This is a genomic window from Paenibacillus sp. FW507-14B1B, assembly GCF_058781425.1.
This window is the reverse complement of sequence record NZ_JBYSWS010000002.1, coordinates 1066686-1091765: the sequence shown is the minus strand read 5'-3', so window position 1 is coordinate 1091765 and position 25080 is coordinate 1066686. Positions and strand designations below refer to the sequence as shown.

Annotated in this window: 40 protein-coding genes; 37 read left to right on the top strand and 3 right to left on the bottom strand. The window is 43.0% G+C overall.

Features of this window, described 5'->3' with window-relative positions; genetic code table 11:
* Window positions 1-2: 2 nt before the first annotated feature.
* The 32 genes from AC3WJJ_RS13560 to AC3WJJ_RS13405 all read left to right on the top strand — a co-directional run bounded on the left by AC3WJJ_RS13560 (window position 3) and on the right by AC3WJJ_RS13405 (window position 21407).
* Window positions 3-341, top strand: coding sequence for a hypothetical protein (locus AC3WJJ_RS13560; RefSeq protein WP_492541339.1), 339 nt, complete (start codon window positions 3-5; stop codon window positions 339-341).
* Window positions 338-487: a hypothetical protein gene (locus tag AC3WJJ_RS13555; protein ID WP_492541337.1), complete on the top strand. Its 150-nt coding sequence runs from the start codon at window positions 338-340 to the stop codon at window positions 485-487. Before AC3WJJ_RS13560 ends, AC3WJJ_RS13555 begins: the two co-directional genes overlap by 4 nt.
* Window positions 484-1092, top strand: coding sequence for a hypothetical protein (locus tag AC3WJJ_RS13550; protein ID WP_492541335.1), 609 nt, complete (start codon window positions 484-486; stop codon window positions 1090-1092). Before AC3WJJ_RS13555 ends, AC3WJJ_RS13550 begins: the two co-directional genes overlap by 4 nt.
* A gap of 15 nt (window positions 1093-1107) precedes the next feature.
* Window positions 1108-1320 (top strand): hypothetical protein, encoded by a 213-nt coding sequence (locus tag AC3WJJ_RS13545; RefSeq protein WP_492541334.1) that lies wholly within the window; start codon window positions 1108-1110, stop codon window positions 1318-1320.
* 117 nt (window positions 1321-1437) lie between these two features.
* Entirely contained in the window at window positions 1438-1644 is a 207-nt protein-coding gene (locus tag AC3WJJ_RS13540; RefSeq protein ID WP_492541332.1) for a hypothetical protein, read from the top strand.
* 96 nt (window positions 1645-1740) lie between these two features.
* A complete protein-coding gene (locus tag AC3WJJ_RS13535; RefSeq protein WP_492541330.1) occupies window positions 1741-2103 on the top strand; it encodes a hypothetical protein in 363 nt (120 codons plus the stop codon).
* 469 nt (window positions 2104-2572) lie between these two features.
* Complete coding sequence (locus AC3WJJ_RS13530; protein WP_492541328.1) at window positions 2573-2929, top strand: hypothetical protein; 357 nt, start codon at window positions 2573-2575, stop codon at window positions 2927-2929.
* Window positions 2930-2943: 14 nt separating this feature from the next.
* Complete coding sequence (locus tag AC3WJJ_RS13525; protein WP_492541326.1) at window positions 2944-4347, top strand: SGNH/GDSL hydrolase family protein; 1404 nt, start codon at window positions 2944-2946, stop codon at window positions 4345-4347.
* Between the two features lie 57 nt (window positions 4348-4404).
* Entirely contained in the window at window positions 4405-4572 is a 168-nt protein-coding gene (locus AC3WJJ_RS13520; protein ID WP_492541325.1) for a hypothetical protein, read from the top strand.
* A 26-nt stretch (window positions 4573-4598) separates the two neighbouring features.
* The gene (locus tag AC3WJJ_RS13515; protein WP_492541323.1) at window positions 4599-4979 is read left to right on the top strand and encodes an HNH endonuclease; all 381 of its coding nucleotides are present in this window, start codon (window positions 4599-4601) and stop codon (window positions 4977-4979) included.
* A 1-nt stretch (window position 4980) separates the two neighbouring features.
* Window positions 4981-5169, top strand: coding sequence for a hypothetical protein (locus AC3WJJ_RS13510; RefSeq protein WP_492541320.1), 189 nt, complete (start codon window positions 4981-4983; stop codon window positions 5167-5169).
* A 112-nt stretch (window positions 5170-5281) separates the two neighbouring features.
* Window positions 5282-5635 carry a P27 family phage terminase small subunit gene (locus AC3WJJ_RS13505; protein WP_492541318.1) on the top strand — a complete coding sequence of 118 codons (354 nt, stop codon included), beginning with the start codon at window positions 5282-5284 and terminating at the stop codon, window positions 5633-5635.
* On the top strand, window positions 5628-7352 hold the full coding sequence (locus tag AC3WJJ_RS13500) for a terminase large subunit (RefSeq protein ID WP_492541316.1): 1725 nt from the start codon (window positions 5628-5630) through the stop codon (window positions 7350-7352). Before AC3WJJ_RS13505 ends, AC3WJJ_RS13500 begins: the two co-directional genes overlap by 8 nt.
* Before the next feature lie 5 nt (window positions 7353-7357).
* A complete protein-coding gene (locus AC3WJJ_RS13495; protein ID WP_492541314.1) occupies window positions 7358-8557 on the top strand; it encodes a phage portal protein in 1200 nt (399 codons plus the stop codon).
* On the top strand, window positions 8550-9122 hold the full coding sequence (locus AC3WJJ_RS13490) for an HK97 family phage prohead protease (RefSeq protein WP_492541312.1): 573 nt from the start codon (window positions 8550-8552) through the stop codon (window positions 9120-9122). Before AC3WJJ_RS13495 ends, AC3WJJ_RS13490 begins: the two co-directional genes overlap by 8 nt.
* Window positions 9122-10558, top strand: coding sequence for a phage major capsid protein (locus AC3WJJ_RS13485; protein ID WP_492541310.1), 1437 nt, complete (start codon window positions 9122-9124; stop codon window positions 10556-10558). The genes AC3WJJ_RS13490 and AC3WJJ_RS13485 overlap by 1 nt, the downstream gene beginning before the upstream one ends.
* Window positions 10559-10578: 20 nt before the next feature.
* Window positions 10579-10752: a hypothetical protein gene (locus tag AC3WJJ_RS13480; protein ID WP_492541308.1), complete on the top strand. Its 174-nt coding sequence runs from the start codon at window positions 10579-10581 to the stop codon at window positions 10750-10752.
* Entirely contained in the window at window positions 10752-11054 is a 303-nt protein-coding gene (locus AC3WJJ_RS13475; RefSeq protein WP_492541306.1) for a hypothetical protein, read from the top strand. The genes AC3WJJ_RS13480 and AC3WJJ_RS13475 overlap by 1 nt, the downstream gene beginning before the upstream one ends.
* Window positions 11051-11362 (top strand): phage head closure protein, encoded by a 312-nt coding sequence (locus tag AC3WJJ_RS13470; protein WP_492541304.1) that lies wholly within the window; start codon window positions 11051-11053, stop codon window positions 11360-11362. The genes AC3WJJ_RS13475 and AC3WJJ_RS13470 overlap by 4 nt, the downstream gene beginning before the upstream one ends.
* The gene (locus AC3WJJ_RS13465; protein WP_492541302.1) at window positions 11355-11735 is read left to right on the top strand and encodes an HK97 gp10 family phage protein; all 381 of its coding nucleotides are present in this window, start codon (window positions 11355-11357) and stop codon (window positions 11733-11735) included. Before AC3WJJ_RS13470 ends, AC3WJJ_RS13465 begins: the two co-directional genes overlap by 8 nt.
* Before the next feature lie 2 nt (window positions 11736-11737).
* The gene (locus AC3WJJ_RS13460) at window positions 11738-12073 is read left to right on the top strand and encodes a hypothetical protein (RefSeq protein WP_492541300.1); all 336 of its coding nucleotides are present in this window, start codon (window positions 11738-11740) and stop codon (window positions 12071-12073) included.
* Between the two features lie 4 nt (window positions 12074-12077).
* Window positions 12078-12671 (top strand): major tail protein, encoded by a 594-nt coding sequence (locus AC3WJJ_RS13455; RefSeq protein ID WP_492541298.1) that lies wholly within the window; start codon window positions 12078-12080, stop codon window positions 12669-12671.
* 10 nt (window positions 12672-12681) lie between these two features.
* Window positions 12682-13059, top strand: a complete 378-nt coding sequence (locus AC3WJJ_RS13450; protein WP_492541296.1) for a hypothetical protein — start codon at window positions 12682-12684, stop codon at window positions 13057-13059.
* Window positions 13060-13238: 179 nt separating this feature from the next.
* Window positions 13239-16187 (top strand): phage tail tape measure protein, encoded by a 2949-nt coding sequence (locus tag AC3WJJ_RS13445; RefSeq protein WP_492541294.1) that lies wholly within the window; start codon window positions 13239-13241, stop codon window positions 16185-16187.
* Window positions 16188-17054, top strand: a complete 867-nt coding sequence (locus AC3WJJ_RS13440; RefSeq protein WP_492541292.1) for a phage tail family protein — start codon at window positions 16188-16190, stop codon at window positions 17052-17054.
* Window positions 17055-17069: 15 nt separating this feature from the next.
* Window positions 17070-18410: a hypothetical protein gene (locus AC3WJJ_RS13435; protein WP_492541290.1), complete on the top strand. Its 1341-nt coding sequence runs from the start codon at window positions 17070-17072 to the stop codon at window positions 18408-18410.
* A 29-nt stretch (window positions 18411-18439) separates the two neighbouring features.
* Window positions 18440-18733, top strand: a complete 294-nt coding sequence (locus tag AC3WJJ_RS13430; RefSeq protein ID WP_492541288.1) for a hypothetical protein — start codon at window positions 18440-18442, stop codon at window positions 18731-18733.
* On the top strand, window positions 18733-18891 hold the full coding sequence (locus tag AC3WJJ_RS13425; protein ID WP_492541286.1) for a hypothetical protein: 159 nt from the start codon (window positions 18733-18735) through the stop codon (window positions 18889-18891). The genes AC3WJJ_RS13430 and AC3WJJ_RS13425 overlap by 1 nt, the downstream gene beginning before the upstream one ends.
* Before the next feature lie 102 nt (window positions 18892-18993).
* Window positions 18994-20148 (top strand): siphovirus ReqiPepy6 Gp37-like family protein, encoded by a 1155-nt coding sequence (locus AC3WJJ_RS13420; protein ID WP_492541284.1) that lies wholly within the window; start codon window positions 18994-18996, stop codon window positions 20146-20148.
* A gap of 53 nt (window positions 20149-20201) precedes the next feature.
* On the top strand, window positions 20202-20480 hold the full coding sequence (locus AC3WJJ_RS13415) for a hypothetical protein (protein ID WP_492541282.1): 279 nt from the start codon (window positions 20202-20204) through the stop codon (window positions 20478-20480).
* Window positions 20481-20485: 5 nt separating this feature from the next.
* Window positions 20486-20692, top strand: a complete 207-nt coding sequence (locus AC3WJJ_RS13410; protein WP_492541280.1) for a holin — start codon at window positions 20486-20488, stop codon at window positions 20690-20692.
* Window positions 20673-21407 (top strand): N-acetylmuramoyl-L-alanine amidase, encoded by a 735-nt coding sequence (locus AC3WJJ_RS13405; RefSeq protein ID WP_492541278.1) that lies wholly within the window; start codon window positions 20673-20675, stop codon window positions 21405-21407. The genes AC3WJJ_RS13410 and AC3WJJ_RS13405 overlap by 20 nt, the downstream gene beginning before the upstream one ends.
* 17 nt (window positions 21408-21424) lie before the next feature.
* Here the strand turns inward: AC3WJJ_RS13405 and AC3WJJ_RS13400 are convergent, their stop codons facing one another.
* Window positions 21425-21637 carry a hypothetical protein gene (locus AC3WJJ_RS13400; RefSeq protein ID WP_492541276.1) on the bottom strand — a complete coding sequence of 71 codons (213 nt, stop codon included), beginning with the start codon at window positions 21635-21637 and terminating at the stop codon, window positions 21425-21427.
* 7 nt (window positions 21638-21644) lie between these two features.
* A complete protein-coding gene (locus tag AC3WJJ_RS13395; RefSeq protein ID WP_492541274.1) occupies window positions 21645-22223 on the bottom strand; it encodes a hypothetical protein in 579 nt (192 codons plus the stop codon).
* A gap of 153 nt (window positions 22224-22376) precedes the next feature.
* Between AC3WJJ_RS13395 and AC3WJJ_RS13390 the strand changes: the two genes are divergently transcribed.
* Window positions 22377-22574: a hypothetical protein gene (locus AC3WJJ_RS13390; protein WP_492541272.1), complete on the top strand. Its 198-nt coding sequence runs from the start codon at window positions 22377-22379 to the stop codon at window positions 22572-22574.
* Entirely contained in the window at window positions 22564-22965 is a 402-nt protein-coding gene (locus AC3WJJ_RS13385) for a YhjD family protein (RefSeq protein WP_492541270.1), read from the top strand. Before AC3WJJ_RS13390 ends, AC3WJJ_RS13385 begins: the two co-directional genes overlap by 11 nt.
* A gap of 34 nt (window positions 22966-22999) precedes the next feature.
* Here the strand turns inward: AC3WJJ_RS13385 and AC3WJJ_RS13380 are convergent, their stop codons facing one another.
* On the bottom strand, window positions 23000-23227 hold the full coding sequence (locus AC3WJJ_RS13380) for a transcriptional regulator (protein WP_492541268.1): 228 nt from the start codon (window positions 23225-23227) through the stop codon (window positions 23000-23002).
* A 135-nt stretch (window positions 23228-23362) separates the two neighbouring features.
* On the opposite strand from AC3WJJ_RS13380, the gene AC3WJJ_RS13375 reads away from it, so the two are divergent.
* The 3 genes from AC3WJJ_RS13375 (at window position 23363) to AC3WJJ_RS13365 (ending at window position 25080) form a co-directional block, all read left to right on the top strand.
* The gene (locus AC3WJJ_RS13375; RefSeq protein WP_492541267.1) at window positions 23363-23554 is read left to right on the top strand and encodes a hypothetical protein; all 192 of its coding nucleotides are present in this window, start codon (window positions 23363-23365) and stop codon (window positions 23552-23554) included.
* Complete coding sequence (locus AC3WJJ_RS13370; RefSeq protein ID WP_492541265.1) at window positions 23529-23732, top strand: hypothetical protein; 204 nt, start codon at window positions 23529-23531, stop codon at window positions 23730-23732. Before AC3WJJ_RS13375 ends, AC3WJJ_RS13370 begins: the two co-directional genes overlap by 26 nt.
* Window positions 23733-23865: 133 nt before the next feature.
* Window positions 23866-25080 (top strand): FtsK/SpoIIIE domain-containing protein, encoded by a 1215-nt coding sequence (locus AC3WJJ_RS13365; RefSeq protein WP_492541263.1) that lies wholly within the window; start codon window positions 23866-23868, stop codon window positions 25078-25080.

Here is a 25080-nt window from a genome sequence, read left to right as displayed (position 1 = left end):
ATATGAATAACCAAGTAAAGCTAATAGACCAGACAAAGTTGCTGAGAAGCTTGAAAAAGGAATTGGAATTTTGCATCAAGGAAAAGTTCAACGAAAAGAGCACCCGATTCTACTTAGGACGTGAGACAGTTTTAACGGATATCGTTAATCAAATCGAGGCGGGTAAGTTTGATCCCGACACCCCACCAGTACCCACCATTAAGCCGGGAGATGGAGTTAAACACGAAATATACGGTAATGGCATTGCATTGAGTGGTGTGGTCACGAATCCAACTGTACAGATTGATTTTGATACTTACACATTTACTGTACCCGTTAAGGATTTGGAGGTAGTGGAATGAGGGAGAGTGGCCATTATCTATCCGGAGATATTGAAAAATGTTATGGATGCAACGGGCGTGGATATACGGAGTCAGAAAACCATCCCGATTGTCCGATTTGCAGTGCTGCTGGATACCTGAAGGTTGAGGAGGAAGAAGCAAAGTGAGTAACTGGAAAAGCGAGGAAGAAAGGGTTTTACATCGAAAAATAAAAAATGCTTGGTTGGCAATGAGATCAAGATGTACTAATCCTAATCATCCTCAATTTCATCGTTATGGTGGAAGAGGAATTTCTGTCTGTGAAGAGTGGAAGGATTTTGCTAAGTTTAAAAAATGGTGTCTTGATAACGGGTGCGCGGAAGGTCTCCAGATAGATCGTATCAATAATAATTCAGGATACTCTCCAAACAACTGCAGATGGGTTACTCAAAAAGAAAACCTAAATAACAGAAGAAGTAATAGAAAAGTCACAATAGCCGGATTAACAAGAAACGTACAAGAATGGGCCGACTTTGCCGGAATTCACGAAGAAACACTTACAGGGAGAATAAATAAAGGCTGTTCAGAAGAATTGCTATTGAGTCCGGCCGGTACGTTGCCCCGAAGAAGAAGGGACACAAGAAAGTACAAGTTGACTGAAGAGCAAGTAAGACAAATTTATAACGATACACGATTGTTGAAAGAAATAGCCGCTGATTATGGAGTATCTATTCATTCGATTTCAAGAATTAAAAGCAGAAAAGTCTGGAAGAAAGCTTTATCAAACATGTAAAAGGAGTGAAGGTAAATGATTCAATGGCGCATGTATGATCCCACAGACAGAAGCATAGAGAGCCATGTAACACACTTGGTTTTAATAGACGGGATAGAACCAGAACTTGCTCAACATGCGAAGTTTCTAGCCATAGAAGGTTACGGATGGCATGGGAAAGGCGGTTACAGACTCAACGGAGTAACCCATTGGTCCCCTATCAACCTACCAGGGGAGGAAACAACATGAGTATCAAATGCGACTTGTGCAAAAAGAAGCCCGCGAAGTTAAACATGAAGAATCAAGTGAACGGAAACCAAATGAAAATATGCTTGAGTTGCCATAGAGCAGTTTGGGGGCTCAGTCGTGACACCTAACACGGTAACAGCACAAACCCACTGGGTGTGGACTAAAAAGGCAGAGGAAGAAGAACCAAAGCGTCACAGGGCCGGGGAAATGGTATGGCCTCACTGTAAGCAGGAAGCTCCCAAGCGATGGCTGGACGATGGATTAATCTGCGACTCATCGGAATTTGTGAAGGAAGGGCAGACGAGTATATTCGATTTTATGTAGAAAAATGAAAATGAATGACGCGAAATACGAGTGTTATATTCAAGATGCTAGTAAATAAATGCAAATTGGGGTGAACCTATGGGGGCGGTGGAACAAATGGAACTAATACCAAGTGCCAGAGAAAAGGACATAGAAGCCGCTATACACATGTTACAAGTTGAATATCATCAATGGGTGGCATCAGTAAGGGTGTTGAATCGTCTAAAGGAATTAACTCCTGATCAGCAACAAAAGCTCGAAGAGTATGAGGTAAAGATTGAAGTGGTGAAGACTACTGTCGAAGCTATCCTAGACAGTGAAGCAAGAGACGTCATCAAGCACCGATACCTCAAGTCAGGGAGAAGGAAAAACACCGTTGCTCAGTTTAGATCAATCATGTCAGAAAGTACAATAGATCGGAGAATTGAAAAAGGACTGTTGAGTGTGGCAAATACCCTTAAAGACTGCGGAATTATATGATCAAAAAACTGACGGTAAATTGAATGGAATATGAACGTAAGCTGACGAAAATATGAGGGTTAGTACAAATTATAGTTAGGGACATAGAGCTAAACGCTCGGGTGTCCCTGCTAACCCTTATCATTGCAGGACTCGGTTACATTGTGGGCTTCGTGCCTAGGCGTTCATCGCCGGTGATGTAGCATGCGGGGAATGCAGTTAAGATCACTGCACATTTATATTATGGCCTTCATGGTATAGGCAGGTTCGAATCCTGTCAAGGCCTTACAAACGAGTGAAGGAGCTTCGTTATGGAGCGATATGAAGATGATATAGTGTACAAGCAACCAACGCAGTGTAAAGGCTGTGAGTGGGGCACATGGACAGGAACAAAGCAAACATGCTTGAGGTTGAAATGTCAGAAACAAAATAATGAATGTTCAGTCGCTGATAACTCAGCGGCTTTTTTATTTAAGAAAGGGTGAAAAAGATGGATCGAGCGTTTATGGACAAAGTAACAGCGGCAGGTCAGACTTTTACATTTGCAGATCAAGTTTCAAAAGCTGGACAAAACGACTATGCGGCATTCGAAAAGAAGAGCGTTACAATTGCCTATTCTGCAACAACAACCGGTACAACAGCGACATTTACAACATTCCTTGTAGATCTAGATGGTAATGAATATCCGATCGATGGATTTCGAGTAACAGGTTCAATGGAACTTGTGAAATCAGCGAAACCAGGAGAAGTCGTTGAGTATGAAAAGCCAGCCGGGTTGATATTCAGAGTAAAATACACGGCTCCAACTGGTGGAGGGAAAATATCTGCTAAAGCGGCGGTAGTTTAAGGAGGTATTGTAGGGTGGATCACGGAAAAATTGCACTGAGCTTAGCGGCAACTATGGAGAAAAGGTCCTCAGATAAGAGATATAACTGTTCGGCAGTAGCTACACGAGCTACGGTGTATCACAGGTCTAATGATAATGGTGGGATGACGGGAAAGCCAAATTCCACTTACAAATCAAGACATATTGCCGCTTATGATTTTACTGATCTTCAGCTTGTATATGGAAACTTCCACGGTTCTACTGATACTGCGACAGCTAATGATATAAAGGTTAAAGTTGTATTAGAAAAAATGGGTGACACAGATTGGGTAAGAGTGCCACTAACTATTAGGGGAGAATCATTGGCGACAATAGGTCCTGGTGGGACTGCTCAAACTGATCCTATGGGTTTGCAGTTTAAGAAAGGCGAAGAATTTTTTGTGTACACTTACGTTTCTGCAGAAAGCGGAATTTGGCCTGGAGGGATGTTATTACAGCGTGACGCTAGCAGTGAGTCTGGGGTTTTGGGTGACAAAACGTTGGATACTGAATTTGTGTGGAATTGGTCCAAGACTCCATTTTGGGAAGCTAACAAGGCCGTGACTGTAGGGACGTGGCGAAGGCTTATTGCTGATTGGAAATATATGCTCAAATGCGTTACAGCAGGGACGACAGGTGCAACTACTCCAGTGACTACTTCAACCGACGGGGAAACGATCACTGATGGTACTGTCACTTGGAAGGTATATCAAAGTGCTTCTGTTGGTGTGTATGGGTTTACGCCAATAGCTATCAAAGGGAAAACGATTAGAAAGCAACCGGCAATAGCGGTCATTGGAGATAGCATTATGTGGGGAGCAGGTGACAAGAACCCTATAAACCCAACTGTAGGTGGAGATAATTATGGTTTCTTTATCCGTGCGCTCAATGATAACTTCGGGTACACTGCCTTCTGTATATCAGGAGAAGCCACGCGTCACTTTGTAGGGTTGAGTCGTAAGTTTCGTATTAGAATTACCGAAGGCATGACACATGCAGTTGTGGAACATGGAATCAATGACGTGAATCAGAATAGGAGTTTTAATGAAATTCAGGGTAATCTCTTGAACATCTATAATGAACTCTCATCACGTGGAATGAAAGTTTACGCTTGCACGCTAGTTCCAGTTACCAATAGCACGGACGGATGGACAACAGAAAGTAATCAGAGTGTTAAGAGTAATGAAGCTGTACGGGTTCGCTTGAATGACTGGATTCGGACCACTCCTACTCCGCTCAGTGGGTACTTTGAGACTGCGGACACAGTCGAGACTAAACGCAACAGTGGCATATGGAAGCAGGGAATGGTCCTTACCACTGATAACTTGGGAATTCATCCGAGTGCAGCTGGACACCTTGCCATGATGGCTGCAATAGATGTATCTGTGTTTGTTGTCTGACCAGAGAGAGGGACATATCCTTCTCTCTTTTTATTTACTCAAGAAAGGGTGAGTAGAATGAACGCATTTGCATGGGTGCTCTTAGTATTCAACTCTCTACTGGCTTTAACTTATGTACTTGGAATATTCATGGAAGACGAGAAGAAGGAGAGAGCGAAATCTGGAGTTAACCTTTTATTCAAAGCTGTAACAATCACATTTTTTGCAATCTATTTATTCGGGTGAAGGGTGATTGACATGAAACTTATCCAGTGGCTTGTAAGAGTAACACATGGCAGGGAACAGCAGCCGGTGAACAGGCAGGAACGAAGGCAAGGCAAGAAGGCATGAAGATAACTAATCCATTCTATAAGAGTAAGAGATGGATCACCAAGAGGGCAAAGGTACTTAGACGTGATGAATACATGTGCCAAGAGAGTAAGAGGTACGGCAAGACAGTATCAGCCACAACAGTACATCACATCTACCCATTGGAGTATTACCCTGAGTTAGCTCTAGAGGATTGGAACCTTATCAGCTTATGTGAGAAGCAACACAACGCAATGCATGACAGAGTGACGCATGAGCTTACGGCTCTTGGTATGCAGTGGCAGGAGAGAGTGAGACCACACTATGAAAGGTGGGTGCAATAGGATGTATAAAGAAGAGGTTCATACGAGGGAAGGATTGAACAGTGCTATGGATGCCTTAGACCGATTGGGAAAAAGGTACAAGATCGAAAAGGTGTTAACCATGAAGAAACTCGATGCGGTTAGTGCATCAATCGCAGGGAAAGATGAATACGCGAAAGAATCATGGTTGATTGAAGAGTTAGGAGTATAATCCACAATCCCCCCCTCTATCGAGGTGCGACTGCGGGGCCGGTGGGACCGGGGAGGGGAGCTTTTTCCAATAGAGCGTGTTTTATAAAACTTTTTTTGAGGGAGGTGAGAGCATGGCGAACGTACCGACAAAGGAAACAATTAAGCGTAGAACCATATCGGACATGAAAGAGCTTGGGGTTTATAAAATCCAGTATGGGCGCATCATTGACCTGTATTCTGATCTAGTTCATCAGTTCTTGATTCTTAATCAGAAGTTCGAGGATGAAGGATATCAATATGAGAGCTACACTGCTGCAGGAGGCGCTAAAAAATCACCAATTGTCGCAACCCTAGAATCGTTACGTAAGGATATATTGGCATACTCCGATCGTTTATGTCTCAATCCGAAGTCCCTTGAAACAGTAACGGTGGAGCAGAAGGGCAAGTCAGTCTTAGCGGCTGCCTTAGCTGGCATGGATGAGTAAATTCAAAAACTATGACATTGTAACGGAGTATGCCAAAAGTATCGTTGAGGGTCGTAAGGTTGCCTGTAAAGAGGTTAGACAGGCATGTGAGAGGTTTTTCCGAGATATGGAGAATCCTGCTTATGACTTCAACCCCAAAGATGCTGAATTTGTCATAGGGATCATCGAAAAAACATTTGTTCACCAAAAGGGTGAAAACATGCAGGGGTATCCACTAAGGGGTACGCCTTTTTTGTTGGAGCCTTGGCAAAAATTCATTATCTATAACCTGCTTGGATTTTTCCATAAGGGGACGAAGCTGAGGAAATACAAAGAAGCCTTCAATATGCTTCCACGTAAACAGGGCAAGACTCCGCTTATGAGTTCCTTAGCATGGGGACTAGGGCTCTTGGAACGACGCTCTGGTGCTGAAATAGTCATTGTAGGAGCGCAGCTAAAACAAGCACTACAAAGCTTTAACTTTTTGAATTACAACCTGAAGAACATGGGCGAAGAGAAGAACTTCCGGATACTGGACAACAACCAAGAGCATAGCATAAGCGGTGAACTTGGTGATGGCTACATGCGTATTGAAACCATAGCCGGCAACAGTGACCGGATGGACTCACTTAATACACTTATTCAGATACTGGATGAGCTGCACCTTTACCGAAACGCAAGCCAGTACAACACGATCAAGGAATCAGGCAAAGCTTACCGGAATAGCTTGTGTATCGGTATCACAACAGCTGGCGACAACATGAACAGCTTCTGTTACAACCGGATGGTTTACGCTCAAAAGGTTCTGGAAGGCGTTGTGACTGATGAACAGTTATTTGTGTTTATCGCTAAGGCTGATGAAAGTCCTGACACTGGTGAGGTTGATTACACTAATCCAATAGAGCATGAGAAAGCCAATCCTAATTATAACGTATCTGTATCCGGACAAGAGTTGATGAATGATGCCATGCAAGCACAGAACGATCCGCAGCAGCGTAAATCATTCTTGGCGAAGTCCTTAAACATTTATACATCAGCCATGAAATCATACTTTAACATTGATGAATTCAAAGCGTCTGACCGCAAGTATAAATGGACTCTTGAAGAGTTGGCGAAACTACCTATTGATTGGTTCGGCGGGGCTGACTTGTCAAAGTTGCATGACCTTACAGCAGCTGCTTTATACGGGCACTACAAAGGCGTGGACATTATCGTGTCACATGCATTCTTCCCTATCGTTGCGGCTTCTAGAAAGGCAGACGAGGACAACATACCTCTATTTGGCTGGAAAGACGATGGTTTACTGACGATGTGTAACACACCAACAGTCAACTATGACGACATCATTAAATGGTTTGTCGATATGAAGGCCAAGGGATTCAAGATTAAGCAAGTGGGGTTTGACCGCAAGTTTGGACGTGAGTTTTTCTTGGGAATGAAGAAGAAAGGCTTCAAGATCGTTGACCAACCTCAATACTTTTACAAGAAGTCCGAGGGATTCCGTAGGATCGAGAAGCAAGCGAAAGACGCCAATTTATATTACATGCACTCACAAGCGTTTGAATATTGTGTGCAGAATGTTCACGCCATTGAAAAGACAGATGACATGATTCAATTTGAGAAAATCATGCCTGAGCAACGGATTGATATTTTTGACGCTTCGGTGTTTGCTGCGGTGCAAATGCTTGAAGATTTGGAACGATCCAATAACGCAACGCAATGGCTGAAGGGAGGCTGATACATTTGGGGAAAAAGAAAAATCGCACAGTGAATAAGACGAGAGCTGAACCCAGCAGCTCAATGGGGTGGTTCTTGACGGGTGACGCACATGATACGTTGTGTGTACCGGGTTATACAAGGCTCTCAGATAATCCAGAAGTAAAGATGGCAGTTCACAAGGTGGCTGATTTAATCAGCAGCATGACCATCCATCTAATGCAAAACACAGATGATGGAGATAAGCGAGTCAAAAATGCATTGTCTCGTAAACTGGATGTTAATCCATACAGCCTAATGACGCGAAAAACATGGATGTACAATATAATCTACACGATGTTGCTTGATGGAGCTGGTAACAGCGTTGTGTATCCGAAAATGAGTAGTGATGGTCTGATTGAAGAACTAATACCATTTAAACCATCAGGGGTTAGCTTCGTTGATACAGACACCGCTTATCAAATCAGGTATCAAGGGAAACTGTACGACCATGATGAATTGTTACACTTTACGATTAACCCTGATCCTGAGCGACCATGGATTGGTACCGGCTATAAAGTGGTTCTGAAAGACATCATAAACAACCTGAAGCAAGCAACAAAAACGAAAAACAGCTTTATGTCGGATAAGTGGAAACCTTCTGTAATTGTTTCCGTTGATGCCATGACGGAGGAACTTGCAAGTGAGGAAGGCCGGGATAAGATTCTCGAAAAGTATATCTCTGAAACTGGCGGTGGCAAGCCGTGGATAGTACCAGCGGAATTCATCAAGGTTGATCAGATTAAACCTCTATCCCTTAACGACTTGGCGATTAATGACGCTGTACAACTAGATAAAAGAACAGTGGCTGGACTCATTGGGGTTCCAGCTTTTTTTGTTGGCGTTGGCGACTTTAAAAAAGAAGAGTTTAACGCATTTATCACGTCCGGAATCCTACCAATGGCAAAGGGAATAGAACAAGTTCTAACCAAAGGCTTGCTTTTTGCTCCTGATCTGTACTTCAAGTTAAATCCTCGTTCTCTATACGCTTACGACTTGAGCGAATTGATAACGGCTGGCGCTGAGATGGTTGACCGCATGGCGATGGATAGGAACGAATGGCGTGACTTGGTTGGATTCGGTCCTGATCCTCGAATGAATGACCTCTTGGCGCTGGAGAACTATGTTCCTGCCGATATGTTGGGACAACAAAAGAAACTAGTTCAAGGAGGTGAGGACGATGGATAGGGGGCAGAAAGTAACCCGAAGTGTGCAGACGCAACTTCAAACCAGGGCAGAGCAAGACGGATCAGAAATGGTTATCGAGGGTTATTTCGCTGTGTTTAATCAGCAGACAGAACTTTGGCCCGGAGCATTCGAAGAGTTAGCGTCAGAGGCATTCACAGAGACGCTTAATAACGATGTGAGGGCACTCATTAACCACGACACTACATTAGTGTTAGGACGCAACAAATCGGGTACGTTGGAGCTCAGAGCGGACTCACACGGACTATGGGGACGAGTTAAGATCAACCCCAATGATTCGGATGCTGTGAACATGTACGAGCGTGTGAAGCGTGGAGATGTGGACCAGTGCAGCTTCGGATTTAACATTTTGGATGAAGAAACTGAATTTCGGGATGATGGCTCAGTGAAATGGATGATTCGAAAGGTGGATCTCCACGAAGTATCTGTTTGTACATTCCCGGCTTATGCAGCTACGGGCGTACAAGCTCGAAAAGCTGAGGTCGAACAGCACAAAGAACGACAGATGCAACAAAGAAAACAACAATTGAAAGCGAGGTTGAAATAATGTCACTTAAACAAATTATGTTGGCAAAGAAAATAGAACAAAGAAAGTCGGCACTGGCGGTTTTAGTCGAACAGGAAGAAGCCTTTGAAGTCCGTTCTAAAGAACTGGAGACCGCTATCGATGAAGCTACAACTGATGAAGAGATTTCCACCGTAGAAGGTGAAATCGAGAAGTTGGACGCTGAAAAGGGTGATCTGGACGAAAAGAAAGGGACACTCGAAAATGAGATTTCCGCTCTGGAAGGGGAATTGGAAGAGCTGAATCAAAAGGCTCCGACAAATAAAGAAACACCAGAGACAGGCGGAGAAGAAAGAAGCAAACAACAACCAAATGTGGGGGGCGAAACAAGAATGAAGGTAAACAAAGGCTTTTTCAAAGGCATGGAACGTGGTAGCGCTGAGACACTGATCCAGCGACAAGAAGTAAAAGGATTCTTGGATAAAATCCGTTCAGGTGAAATTCCTAACGAAAAGAACATGAATAAAAGAGGCGTTCAAGGCGGGGAACTTGGAATTCCTGATGTAATCCTTGGCCTTATCCGAGACAATTTACATCGTTACTCCAAGTTGATTACTAAAGTAAATCTTCGGGCTATTCCAGGTACATCCCGTACCAACATTGTGGGTGACATTCCGGAGGCTATCTGGACTGAAGCTTGTGCATCACTGAATGAATTGTCCATTCAATTCTATCAAGTTGAAACAGATGGTTACAAAGTCGGTGGTTATATTCCGATCTGTAATGCTCTTTTAGAGGACTCTGACTTCAACCTTGCCAATGAAATCATGGATGCGCTCGGTCAAGCAATGGGTCTTGCTATTGATAAAGCAATCCTTTATGGAACAGGCGTTAAAATGCCAGTTGGTATCGTTACACGTCTAGCTGAAAAGGCAAAACCAGCTTATTGGGGTACACATGCTCCAACATGGGTTGATTTGTCTACTACGAACATCGGTCAAGTCACTGGTGCGGATGCTAAGGCTTTGTTTGCGAACATGGTTCGATTCAGCGGTAAAGCTAAATCTAACTATGGAAACGGCGGCAAGTTCTGGGCGATGAATGATACAACATTTACAGAATTGCAAGCAAGACTTGTTGAGTTTAACGCTGCAGGTGCTTTGGTATCGAGCATCAACAACACAATGCCGATTATCAACGGTGACATTGTAATCCTTCCGTTTATGGCAGATGGAGACATTGTTGGCGGTTACGGTTCGCAGTACCTGCTTGCTGAACGTGCTGGTTCACAGTTTGCGGTGTCTGAGCATGTACAGTTCATCCAAGACAATACTGTCTACAAGGCAACATCTCGTTATGATGGAAAGCCCATCCTTGGACAAGGTTTCGTAGCGATGAACATTACTGGTGTGGCACCTAAGACAACAATGACATTCGCACCTGATACAGCAAACACGGAAGATCCAGGAGGAGCATAAAAAACGAAAGGGTGATATAAATGCCTCATGTAGTTATCAAGGACTTTAAAGACTTGCAGGATGACAATCACATCTACCGGGTGGGGGATAAATACCCCCGAAAGGGAAAAGGCAAGAAAGAGCGTGTTGAAGAATTATCGGGAAGTGAGAATAAGCTTGGCGAACCTTTGATTGAGGAAGAAGGCGATTCCTAATGGATGAAGCCCAAATCGTAGCGCTTGTAAAAGAGCGTTTAGGCATCCGCACAGCGGTGAGGGACACATACCTCACTGCTATTGTGCAGGGTGTTGTGGCAGAACTGAAAGAAGAAAAGGGAATATCTCTCGAGACAAATAACCCTTATCATCTTATGTTTTGCGTGGATTATGCTACATGGAGATATCAAAGCGCAACAAACGATGAAACGTCATTTACTGGACAGCCTATGTCAATGCCGAGGCATCTGCAATTTAGGCTCCATAATTTGATGGTCCATGAAAAGACAAAAACGCCATGAGTTACGACCATGAATTGATACTTATCAAGCCGGGCAGGGTTGAACAGGACGATATAGGCAATGAAATCATTGTTGATCCGGTAAGATTACCGATTCTCTGCGGAAAGAAATCTATTGGACGTAACGAATATTACAACGCCGCGACAGCTGGAATGCGTCCAGAAATAGTATTTGTTATCCATGGATACGAGTATGACGGACAGACGCTTGTCGAGTTTGAAGAGAAACAATATAACGTAGTCAGGACGTATCAGGTGGATTTTGAAGAGTTGGAATTAACCTGTGAAAGGGTGGCTTCCAATGCGTAGCATATCCATTGATCAGTTGGCCAACGAGATTACAAAAGCGGTCACAGAATATACGGAAGATGTTGAGAGAGCCATCGAGCGAGAAGTTGACCAGACAGCTGATAAAGTTCTGAAGGAAACACAGCAAGACGCTCCTAAGAAGACTGGTGATTATGCCAAAGGTTTCAAAAAAACCAATAGAGACAGTCCCGGTGTTACTAGGCGCATCATCTGGAATAAAAAGCATTCGGGTCTTGTCCATCTTTTGGAATTTGGACACGCCAAAGTAGGTGGTGGCAGGGTCGCTGGTAGGCCGCATTTAAGAGTGGCTTATGACCGCAATGCCTCCGATCTTCTGGACCGCATACGGAAAATCATAAGGAATGGGGGTTAGGTATGAATCAACCTGAATTGTATAGTGCACTCAAGTCACTCGGGCTCCCAGTGGCTTATTCGGCGTTTACAGAAACACCCACGTCACCACTGCCCAAACCCCCATTTATTACTTATCAGTTTGCCTATGGCAATGATTTGATCGCTGATAACACCAATTTTGTCGAGATCAGTAACTTTCAGGTTGAACTGTACACCAAGACAAAGGACTTGGCTGCTGAAAAGCTGGTGCAAGACAAATTCAAGTCACTCGAAATGCCATACAGCAAAACCGAAGCGTGGCTGGACAGTGAAAAATTATTTCAAATCGTATACGAAATACAATTAATTGGAGGTTGAGGATATGAGTAAAAACAAAGTTACATTCGGACTTAGCCGGGTGCATATCGCTTTTATGGATGAAGAAGCATTGGAGCTACCTGCATGGGATACGCCTTCATCAGTACCAGGTGCGGTTCGTTGGGCTCCTGAAGCACAGGGGGAGTCAAGTACGTTCTATGCTGATAATATGGCGTATTTTGTGATGACTGCAAACAATGGTTATATCGGTGAATTGGAAATGGCGAATGTGACCGATGAGGTTAAAGCTAAAATGCTCGGATGGGAAATTGACGACAACGGCGCACTGATTGAAATAGCAAATGCAATACCAAGGAAGTTTGCAATGATGGGGGAAGTGCAGGGGGACAAACGTAACCGTCGTTTTGTTTACTACGATTGCCAAGCAACGCGTCCATCAAAAGAAAAAACAACGAAGGGTGAAAGTGTTGAACCGAATACTGAGGTATTTAACGTGACCGTAACGCCTATCGAGGTAGATGGGCGCGTGATCGTTAAAGGTGATCTGGAATTGAGCGACACCAACGCTACTGCGTTCAACTCATTCTTTACAACGGTTTATTTACCAAAATTCACGCCTGCTGTTCCGGGAGTATAAGGAGGAAACCATGAAAGAATTAAACGTTGGCAATCAAGTTGTGAGAGTCAGGGCTACGGCCTTGGCTCTTTTGTTTTACAAACAGGAGTTTAAATCTGATTTATTGGGTGACCTCACACGTCTCACGAAAATGATGAAGGTTGGTGTAGGCGGTGAACAGGAAATTGATTTCGATAACCTTGATTTCCTCCCGATCTTGCAAATCATTTGGGCAATGGCTAAGGCTGATAAATTCGGTAATAATTTTCCCTCGTTTCAAACTTGGCTCAGTTCTATTGAAAACATTGACTTTGGAGACCCTGCCTTTATGTCAGGCGCTATGGAGGAAGCTGTAGACGGCTTTTTTCGTTCCGGAGTCAAAGGAGCAGTCGAAAAATCAAGAAGATGAACGAGTTGAGATACGGCTTCTTGCGCTAGGCAAGCGCATTGGGCTGAGTTTTGTAGAAATCAACGAGCTTCGATCTGTTGACTTGATTGAATTGGCGCGGTGTTATTCAGGCGCTGAGGATGATGGACCTAGAGAAGCAACCCAAGAAGATATAGACAAGTTTTATGGGGGGTGAGTAGATGGCAGAGACGATAAAAGGTATTAACGTCCAAATCGGATCAGACACAACGGGGCTATCGAAAGCCCTGACTGATGTAAATAAGAAAAGCAGGGATATTCAGTCCGAATTAAAGCAGGTCGAAAAACTTTTAAAGTTTGATCCGGGCAACACAGACCTACTGGCACAAAAACAAAAGCTATTATCTGATGCAATAAACAATACAAGTCAAAAACTTAATACTTTAAAGACTGCCCAGCAGCAGGTAAACGAACAGTTCGCCCGTGGGGAAATAAGTGAAGGGCAGTATCGGGCGTTCCAACGTGAACTTACGAAAACAGAGCAAGAATTAAAACGCATGGATGGACAGCTAGACGAAACCACCTCAAGCCTTAAAGAGCAAGGCGTGGCAGTGTCTCAGCTAGGAAAGGATTATCAAGAATCATTTGATCAAGCGAAGCAGTCTATGGGAAATTCGTTTGAACAAATGAAGAAAGTTGGAGCAGGTATAACGGCTGCTGGTGCTGGAATAGCTGCTGGATTAGGTGTAGCTGTTAACAAGGCCGCAGACTTCGAACAAGGTATGGCTAACGCCTTTTCAGTGATGGCGCCTGAAGAGGTTTCGGAATTCAGAGAAGAACTCCAGAAACTGGCTATTACAATGGGTGCTGATACGAAATATAGTGCAACGGAAGCTGCGCAGGGCATTGAGGAACTGATCAAAGCTGGTGTAAGCGTTCAAGATGTTCTAGGCGGTGGACTAGACGGAGCTTTATCACTTGCTACAGCCGGTGAGCTTGAACTTGCTGATGCGGCAGAGATCGCTTCAACTGCATTGAATGCATTTAAAGCGGATGCTATTTCGGTTAATGACGCAGCTGATATTCTGGCAGGAGCTGCAAACGCTTCGGCAACAAGTGTAAGCGAATTAAAATTCTCCTTGTCTGCTGTATCTGCAGTTGCATCTGGAGTTGGTCTAAGTTTTGAAGATACCACAACAGCATTGGCCGTATTCGCGCAAAATGGTCTGAAGGGATCTGATGCCGGTACATCTCTCAAAACAATGCTTATGCGTCTTACACCAACAACTTCAGACGCATATGCGACATTCAATCAATTAGGTCTGATCACATTCGATACAGCTGAAGCTCTTGAATACCTAACTTTCAATGGTATTAAGCCAGCATCTACAGCAACTGAAGATGTCGTAGATGCACTGACAAAATACGCAGCCGAATCCGTTGGTGCAAAAGTAGGAACTGACAAGGCGAATAAAGCATTTAGAGAGATGGCATTTGATGTCGGAGCATTATCTTCAGCTTTCTATGACGCTAATGGTGACCTGAAATCCATGTCGGATATCAGTGGCCTTTTGCAAAAGGCTTTGTCTGGTCTAACTAGCGAGCAACGCCTTGTAGCCTTAAACACTATGTTCGGATCAGATGCTATTCGAGGCGCTAACATCCTTTTTAAAGAGGGTGCTGAAGGTGTCAACTCAATGGCTGAAGCTATGGGAAAGATATCGGCAGCCGATGTCGCAGCTCAGAAACTAAACACATTTAAAGGTGCCATAGAAGAATTAGGAGGTTCCTTTGAAACTGCTCAAATTTCATTAGGAACTGCATTGCTCCCAGCTCTAAACATGATGACAAAACTAGTTCAGGGTATGGTGGATGGTTTCAACGCGCTATCTCCTTCCGTTCAATCGTTCATAGCGATAGCTGGAGCTGTTACAGCGGTGTTAGCGCTGATCATCGGTCCGCTTACTTTGCTGGTTGGTTTTCTACCTCAAATAGCAGCTGGGTTTACAATGTTAGGTCCGGCTATATCGGTTATAACAGGGCCAATCGGGATCGTCATTGCCTCCGTAGCTGCTTTAGCGGCTGGACTTACCTATCTATACAACAACAATGAGACGGTCAAGAATGGATTGAACGCTGCGTGGGAGTTCTTAAAAACAACAGCTACCAACGTATTTAACGGAATCAAATCCTTTTGGAACAAATGGGGTTCGGATATCGTATCCTTTTTTAAATCCAATTGGGAATTAACTAAAACTGTTTTCAAGACTACATTTGATGCGATCACACTTATTGTTAAAACGATCTTTAATGAGATTAAAACGTTTTGGAATAAATGGGGAACAACGATCACCGAGACATTCAAAAATTTGTTCGAAATACTCAAGATTGCTTTTAATACTGCGTTTGATGCGATATCGGTTGTGGTCCAAACGATTTTCAATGCGATAAAAGCGTTTTGGGATACATGGGGCAAGACGATAACAGGTTTATTTACAACCGCCTTAAATGTTGTTAAAACAATATTTTCAGGTGCTTGGAATGCGATCAAGATTACTATCGAAACGACTATTGGCGTAATCTCCAATGTCATCAAAGGGTTTTTAGCTGTACTCCAAGGGGATTGGAAAGGTGCTTGGGATGCGGTCAAAGGTGTTGCTGAATCTGTTTGGAATGGCATTAAAGATATGTTTTCAAATGTCGGCAGCACCATGAGGGGCATCGGTAAAGATATTATGCAAGGATTGATCAACGGTATTAAAGACATGGCAGACGCTGTATGGGAAAGTGCCAAAGATGTGGCAAGCGGTATCAAAAATGGTTTTAAAGACTTCTTTGGGATAAAGTCACCATCACGTCTCATGATGGGTTACGGTGAGTACATCTCTGAAGGATTGGCTATTGGTATCTCTGCCGCTGGAGGGATGGCTATTAAATCAGCCGAAAACTTATCAGGCGCTGTTTCTAAAGCGATGAGTATTAACCCAACAAATGTATCAATTGCTGCAGATGCGGCAACGCGAGGATTTACATCTGTTGGAGGGCAAGAGGCTGGCAAGTCATTCACCCAACATATTACAATAAATAGTCCACAAGCTTTGTCCCCATCGGATATTGCTAGAAAGAGCAAACAAGCATCGCGTCAATTAGCCCTTGAGTGGGGGATGTAGATGAAATCAAAACAATTGAAATTCACAAACAGCAGAGGGGAGTCCATTATTTTTAATAATTTGGACTCTTCTTTCTTTATGCGAGATATCACCGGATTAGGTGATGTAGATGCAGATATACAAACTCAAAAAGCGCCGTACCAAGATGGGTCATCTTTTATCGATGCTGTCCTAGAGGAACGAAACATTAGCTTTGAAGTATGGATAGTTGGGGCGAATGATACAGACGTATCTCAGAAGAGGGCTAGGCTGGCTCAGGTGCTTAATCCTAAGAACGGTGAGGGATTAATTGAATATCAGTATGGGGATGTCATTAGGGTTATAAATGCGGTCTCTGAACACGTACCTACTTATGGGGCTGGCTTCAAAAATAGAGGCGAATATCACCAAAGAGCGCTCATTGACTTCAAGTGCCCTAATCCTTACTGGCGTTCAACAAGCATTTCTGAAGAACCAACGTTTGAACCCTTGTTCCAGTTCCCGTTCGAAGGTAAATTCCAAATGGGGTTCCAACGAGATCAACGGATTATCTTTAATGATGGTCACGCGCCAGCACCGATAAAGGTTGAGTTCTTTGGACCAGCTCTTAATCCTAAGATCATCAACAACACTACAGGAGAATATATCAGAGTTCGTCAACAGTTGGACGAAGGTGAACGTATGATTATTGATACCAGTGACAATGACACTTCTGTATATTTCATTGATTCTAACGGAGTGGAGCGAAACGTATTTAACTGGATCGATTTGAACAGCACTTTCTTCAAATTGGATATTGGAGAAAACGAAATCGAATATACAGCTGACGATGATATTCAAGGAGCTGTAGTAAATATCAGCTACAGTAAATTGTACACAGCAGTCTAAAAGGAAGGTGTATTTATGGAAAGGTCGTTATTTTTTAACTCAGCTCCGGGTGACCCAAGGGTATATGAAGCATCTGATTTCGCCGAATATTTCGGGAGCGTATTATCGACAGGATTACTTCATACTGATGAGATTCCGGGTATGTCGGTGAGAGTATCCCCTGGTACGCTAACTACAGTCGTAAGTCCAGGTAAAGCGATTATGCTTGGGAAATTGTACAAGAATACGTCGGATCTAACATTGACTCATAGTATTCCAGAAGCTTCTTTAAATCGTATAGATCGAATTGTCCTTCGCCATGATCTACGCAATGCAACAAGGGATATTAATTTGGCTGTAAAAGAAGGGACACCGTCCTCTTCGCCAGTTGCTCCAGCCCTTCAGCGTGATAACTTCATCTACGAGTTGTCACTTGCTCAAATCCTTGTAAGAGCTAATACATCGCAGTTACAACAGTCTGATTTGGTCGATGAACGATTAAATGAGAGTTTATGTGGATTAGTCTATTCGCTAATTTCCATCCCCACGGAACAATTTCAAAGACAATGGGACGAGTTCATCGCAGGAATAAACGATGAAGGGTTTGCTACCCAAGCTGATTTCGCAAATCACATTAAAAATAATGACCACGTTAAATGGTTAGGCGCGGCTGGGGGTAATAAAAATAATTTGGAATTATCTTCTTCGGAGGTAACATCGTATACAGATGGTCTAGCCATATCATTCTCAGCAACGTTGAATAGTGATGCGGCAGTATCGGTAAAAGTTAACCAATTAGGAGTAGTGCCTTTAATCAAAGAATCTGGAGCGGCTAAGAATAATATAAAAAAAGACTCTATATATACCGCTCGATATAGCCTGAGCAAAAATTCTTTTATCTTACAGGGTGAAGGAGGTGGTGGAACCGCGAAAGCTGCGCAAATACTATATCCTGAAACAGCAACAACAGACACAGGAGAAATAGTAGGTAGCATGGTGAACAGGGGAGGCACTACACACTCTATTACCGCACAAGGCAACAGTGTTACTATTCTTGAAGGGTATCACAACGGTCTAGGGAAGGTAACTGCAACTTATCCAGTGGAGAAAAGAGCCACGGGAACAGATAGCACGAGCACTTCAGATACAAAAGTAACTGCGAGAGGATTAACGTTCAGACCTTCTTTTATACTGGTAGAAAATGACGTGTACGGTAGAGCTGTTTTTTATGAGGGAGGCAACTCATCTATCAATGATCGTTTTTATTCACAGGGGTCAAGTTCAGGAGGTGCTTCGTGGCAGATATTTTCAGACGGTTTTGAATTGTCTGGATTATCTAACAACACAGTAACTTATAGATGGATTGCTTGTGGTTAGAACCTATGTATAGGAGGAGGGTATTCAATATGGAAATAGGGGCAAGGGTTATATATGACCAAGATGGGGATGTGATTTGCATTTCTGGTGAAAGAGAAGGGTCCGTACTGCCTAGAAAAGAAATAATTGAACTTAACTTTGTTGATTTGAATTACGGAGATATTAATTATAATACACATCGAATCGCAAGTATCGATCCTATCACAAAACAACCAGTGTTAGAATCGATTGAAGTACCATTAACACCTGATCAACAACGTATTAAAGAATTAGAAGATCAACTATTACTAATGGCTGATGCCAATACAGGAGGTATTTTATAATGGTAAATCCAGTGGTTGTACGTATTGCGGCAGAAAGAATCAAAAACGGTGGTTTAAACCCTAAAACTGGTCAAGTATATGTGTTGGATGACATCACAAATCCAGATTACCGAAAAGCAGTAGAGGATTATATCCTAGAAAATACAGAAGGTATCTAACAGACACGCTTTCCTATGAGGGCGTGTTTTTTTATGCTACTTAAGAGTGGTCCGTAAGGGCCTATTTCACCGCTACAAATTCGACCTATAAGGATGGTTGGTATGACCTTACCAATACGTATTATGACAAGAGACTTCAACCTAATAGGTGAGGTCAAACAATATTCTTCATTACAGCTAACCCGTTCTTGGCATGGAATCGGTTCTATTGAATTGCGGATTAACCGTTATTTGAAGCACGCAAATGAATTGCACCGAGGACGGATCATATTCCCTCATAACAAACTCAACAAAGCTTATATCATTCGACATCGTGAAATAGAACTAGACGAGAACGGCAAAGCAACAGAGAACTGGATTATACAGGCGTTACCTTTAAAATCATGGATGGGTCAGCGTATAACCTATCCACCTTCCACCACTGGATACGACAACAAACAAGGGAACGCCGAAACAGTGATGATGCATTATGTCAATAACAACGTCATTAATCCGATGAATTCAAAACGTAAGATGAATAAAGTTGTGCTTGCTTCTAATCTTGGTCGTGGATCGCAGGTTATTTGGAATTCTCGGTATAAAAATCTTGCTGACGAGTTAACAGAAATCAGTACAATAAGCGGTTTAGGATGGAATGTTGATATTGATACATTCAGTGAGCAGTTCGTATTTAAGGTATCCGAAGGTAGAAATCTAACTGCTGATCAATCCATTTTACCGCCAGCTATTTTCAGTCCAGAGTTTAACACGCTTGGTAAAATGACCTTTACCGAATCAGAATTAAATTACCGTAATGCTGCTGTTGTAGGTGGTCAAGGTGAGGATATTGATCGGCGTATTGTAGAAGTCGGAGCCTCTGCTGGATATGACCGTTATGAGCTATTTGTAGATGCTCGGGACGTATCAGAAACGGATGATCAAGATCCCCCAGTACAGCGACCTGATGCAGAGATTAACGCTGATCTAATAGCTAGAGGGCAACAACACTTAATGGAGTACGATCAAGAGATATACCTTGAAGGACAGGCTCTTACAAAGTCCAGACTGACCTATGAGAAGGATTACGATTTAGGAGATATAGTCACGCTTCAAAATAAAGAATGGGGTGTCACATTAAATGCTCGTATCACTGAGGTGAAGGAAATATATGAACCTGGTAAAACAGTAGTGGAGCTTACCTTTGGAAACAATCGGCCAACATTGATAAGTAAGGTCAAACAAGAATTATCTAACATTAAAGCGGAAATAACACGTTAACCCTCGGGAGTGGTCCGGGGGCTTTTTATTTTAGAGATACAGGGGGGAGAAGGGTGGACGTTACTGCCATGATTGCTTTAATAGCTGCTATTAGTGGCATGTTGCTGGGGTGGATGGGACGAACAAAGGCGTTTAAAGATGAGGTTGCGCAGGAAGCCACGGCTGATGCTTCGTTGCATACGGATGTCTCGTACATCAAAAACGGGATCTCGGATATCCGCGTTGACATCCGTGAACTTGGTAGGCGTATGGATGATTTTTCAGAGCGTCTTACAAGGGTTGAAGAATCGGCAAAACAGGCACATAAACGATTAGATGATATGAAAGGGTGATTGTAATGAACAAATGGATGAAAGCGGCAGGTATTCGCGCAATTAAGACAGCAGCACAAACAGCCATCGGTGTAATTGGTGCGACAGTAGTATTTAATGAGGTGGATTGGTATGTGGTAGGTGGAACAGTCCTGTTGGCGACTATCACAAGTTTATTGACAAGTTTGGCAGGACTTCCGGAGGTGACGACTAATGAAAAAAGTATGGATTGATGCAGGGCATGGCGGTAAAGATCCGGGCGCAGTTGGAAACGGGCTAAAAGAAAAGGATATTGCTTTGGCAGTGTCCTTGGGTATCAAGAAACGATTGGAATCTGAGTATGAAGATATTCAAGTGCAGCTCTCACGGTCCACGGATGTATTCCTAGAGCTCTCTGAACGCACAAATGCAGCTAACAAGGAGAATGCGGACCTACTGGTATCTGTACACTGTAATGCTGGCGGTGGTTCGGGTGGTTTTGAATCATTCCGCTATACCACTGCAATCACAGCATCGGTGGCGTTACAGAACGTCCTTCACACTGAGATTATGTTAGCACTGAAACCATTTGTGGTTATCGACCGAGGACAGAAATCAGCGAACTTGCATATGGTCCGGGAGAGTAAAATGCCGGCGGTCCTTACCGAGAACCTGTTTATTGATGTGGTAGATGACGCTGGACGATTGAAACGAACAGAAGTTATTAACGCCTTGATCCATGGTCATGTTAAGGGGATTGCTAAGTATTTGGGACTTAAAGCTAAGGAGGAAGAAAAATTGGGTAACAAGGAACGCGATATTAACAAAGTCAGTCCATGGGCCGAAGCTGTATGGAAAGACATGACTGATAAAAAATACTTTGATGGCACCCGTCCAGGCGCTCCGATCACACGTGAAGAGATGGCGATTGTACTGAGTCGAGTTATAAATACCCTTTCCCAAAAGTAACACAAAGACCCTACCGGCTAAGTGCTGGCAGGGTCCTTTTTGCGTTCTAACTGTATTAATCTACTCACATGCTTTATATCCTCTAAAAGCACCCACACTGCACCATCCTCATTCCTTATCTTCACTCGATCAGTGCAACTTTCCGGTTTGCCTTGTAATACTTCTCCGTCATACAATCGGATTGTTAACTGTTGCCCCTTTTGTATAGCGAGTTTGATTTCTTCGCGCATATCCATACTACTCCTTAATGGCTGGGTGTTCCCAGTAAGAATCAGCCACAGACTCCATATTATCTATATCGAAATTATCATAATTGATTTTGTCCATTGTATCCCTTGAAAATTCAACTTTTAGGACATTCTGATTTGTGGAGTTTCCGTATTTATCAACTAATGGATAAGTAATATTGAAGGCAGCTGTTTTAATTTCTTGATTATCTCGAATGGTTTTTAACGTATCAATAATAGACAGCTTGAAGCCTTTCACCGTAAAGCTAGTTGTTAGATTTTCTTTTCCCTCGGCTCTAATGAGTAGAAAACCGTTATCTTCATTAAAGTTGATCAATTCGATCTTTTTAAACTTCTTGCCGGCTGCAGATTCAGCGATCTCTTTCACGCTTTTCTCTTTCTTTGCTTCTTTATCGGAATCTTCTTTTTTTGGCTCTTCTTTTTTCGGTTCTTCTTTAGGTTTCACTTCAGGAGCAGCGACAGGAACATCTTCCTTTTTCTCAACAGGATCGATCATATTCCCAATACCACCAATAACTAATATAATGACCACCCAAAACCACCACTTTTTGAACAATGGTTTCTTCAAAAACAAGACCCCCTATATTTGGTTTTCAAATAATTTTATCAAAGGTAGGAAAATTTTACTACGACAAATAACTATTTATGCAAAAATCGCTTGCTCAATGAATAATATCTGTCTATAATGAGAACAATTGTTCCTATTATGGAGGCGATCATGATGAAAAAGTATATAGGACGGATTGTTGAGATTATCTATTTAGATCGTAAGGGGAATATTACACAGCGCCGAATTGAGGTATTAGGGGTTAGAAACGGACGTGTGAAAGCGAACTGTCTGAAGTCTGGTGAACTCCGAATATTTAATGAAGAGAATATATTGGCAATGAAACCAGTGGGTGAAATCAATGCATCCTGATAAAAAGATAATTACACCTGATGAACTTACTATGATCCGTGACTATATCTTATTGCCGCATATGGAAAAAATGGTGCAGAAAAGCATCGATGAAGCACAGTACTCCACCAATATTCTTAAGCGTTTATATATCCTAGCCAGCCAAAAGATTCTAAACCAAATCACTCAGGATAAGATTAACTTGCGCCGTGAGCTGACAAAGAGAAATATAAAGGTGTTTGACGAAGAACAGTCTGACTTCATCATTTATCACCGGTATTACTGTCGTGGGTACGAGGATCAGTTTGGCATGACTCGTGATGTAATGCGTGCAGAAATAAGCTTGCAACTAACCAAGTACACATCTGATCTGGCAGCGGTGTTGAAAGCATATTCCAAAGAAAATAAGTAATGATGAAAACCTGTCTTTGGGGCAGGTTTATTTGTTATGTCCAAAAGTCAGTGGCAATCACATCAAAACCGTTTTTCCTTAGCGCTGAAATCACCATTGATTTTGATTTAACCGGAACCTTATCGTTATCTCTTTGACCATCGCACAATCTCCAAATCACGTTCCTGCTCAGTTTAGCTTCATTAGCAAGCCAGCTTTGTGTGAGTTTGTTTTTATCAAGAAACACTCCCAATGGAGATCTGCTCTTTCCTAATCCATACATACAATTACCGCCTCCCTATTAAAACAGGGTGGACAATCTATTAAAAATTTATTCAATGGTTGAAGCAACTTGAGCAAGCCTTACGACATAGATATGTAACTAGATACGGCATCAAGGGGAAAAGGTGGAGTGTTTATGGCGAAGGATATCCGCATTGTGCAGGTGGCGTTTAACGTTTTAGACCCTGATCAGCTGCAGCTATTCAAGTACATTGGTCAAAGACCGAACAAATCAGGATACCTAAAACGACTTGTCCAGCAAGACATGATGATGAGTGATTTGAAACGGGGAGGGATCTATTATGGTCGAACTGACTCCAATCTTTGAGGTGCTGGGTATCGGAGTGGTATCTCATTTTAGTAGCAATGCACTTGAACAAATGGGTCACGGTGGAAAGGTAATGTACATCAAAATCGGTGCTTATGTAGGGTGTGCTTACATTGCTTTTGACGCCTGGTGGGAGTGCTTAAGAAAGGTTGCCCATACCTTTGGAGTGCATGTTTGATACTGCGGTAGATACTTCTGCAGATACCTTGGTAAGTACAGCAGTTTCACTACCAATGTAGTACGAGCGAAAAGGTTGATATATAGCGGAAAAATGAATTTGTTTTGAGCGATAGCGAAAAGAGGCGAAGCGAATGATAATGAGCGGAGTAGGGGGACTTACGGTTTTGAAATTAGCGGCGGCTTGCGGCTGCCTTGGTGGGGCGTGGTCGGTTTATAGGTCAAGCGCTGAATCAGTGTATCGGGCCAAGATGCGAAAGCTCTTTATCTCGGGTGATATTTGCTTTAAGCGGAAGGTTCGAAAGGGTAAGGAGATAATTGTTTATCCGCAGGTGAGCAGAGTGACGGTTTATCATGATTGCATCCAAGTGGTGTTTATCCTGCCTAATGGGTTGGACCCTAAAGAGGTTAGAAAACGGGAATGGCTCTTTGAACAGACGTTTGGGGACAACATCGAGCTGTCAGGCACGTCCAAGACGTTTACCCTTAATATTTACAATCAGGATGTTCAACGGTTTGAGTACGATCCAGAAGTTGTCCAAAAGGCTGTTACAGGTTTGCGTCTCCCTATCTATGTTGGTCAGAGTCGTACAGGGATCGAAGTATATGACATGACCGAACATCCACATCTACTGGTAGCAGGAGAAACGGGTGGAGGTAAGTCCGTTGCATTGCGCTCAATCCTGACAACACTGATTCGGACGGCTAGTGATCGTATGGAGCTGTATTGTGCCGACCTTAAGCGTTCAGAGTTTCATCTATTCAAGGGCGTTGCTAAGGAAGTGGTTATGGAAGCTCCAGGAGTTCAACAAATCGTTATGATGCTGAGACGTGAAATGAAGAAACGTGGCGATCTGTTGGATACTCACGAGGTCGCACACATTGATGATCTTAAAGGGAAGGTTCGACCTCCTTACATTGTTTTAGCTATCGATGAATTTGCGCTTCTTAAAAAAGAAAAAGCGATTATGGAAGGCATCGAGGAGATATCCTCAATCGGTCGAGCGCTAGGAGTGTTCTTAATTCTTTCCTGTTTGCGTCCAGATGCGGATGTGCTTGATGGTAAGTTGAAGCAGAACCTAACAGTTAGAATGGCGTTTAGACATGCGGATGAAATCAACAGTCGGATCACAATAGGTAGTGGTGAAGCCGCAGATATCCAACAGAGCCAAAAAGGTCGGTTGATCCTCAAACTGGATGGCCTTAAAACTGTTCAGGGACCGTACTTAGACTTACCCAAGGCAAAGACGCTATTGGAGCCATACAAGATCGCAGAGGAGCCGACAATGCCTAAGAAAGAGCCTGTAAAAGCCGAGGAAGAAGACACCATAGAGATAGGGGTGTTGTAA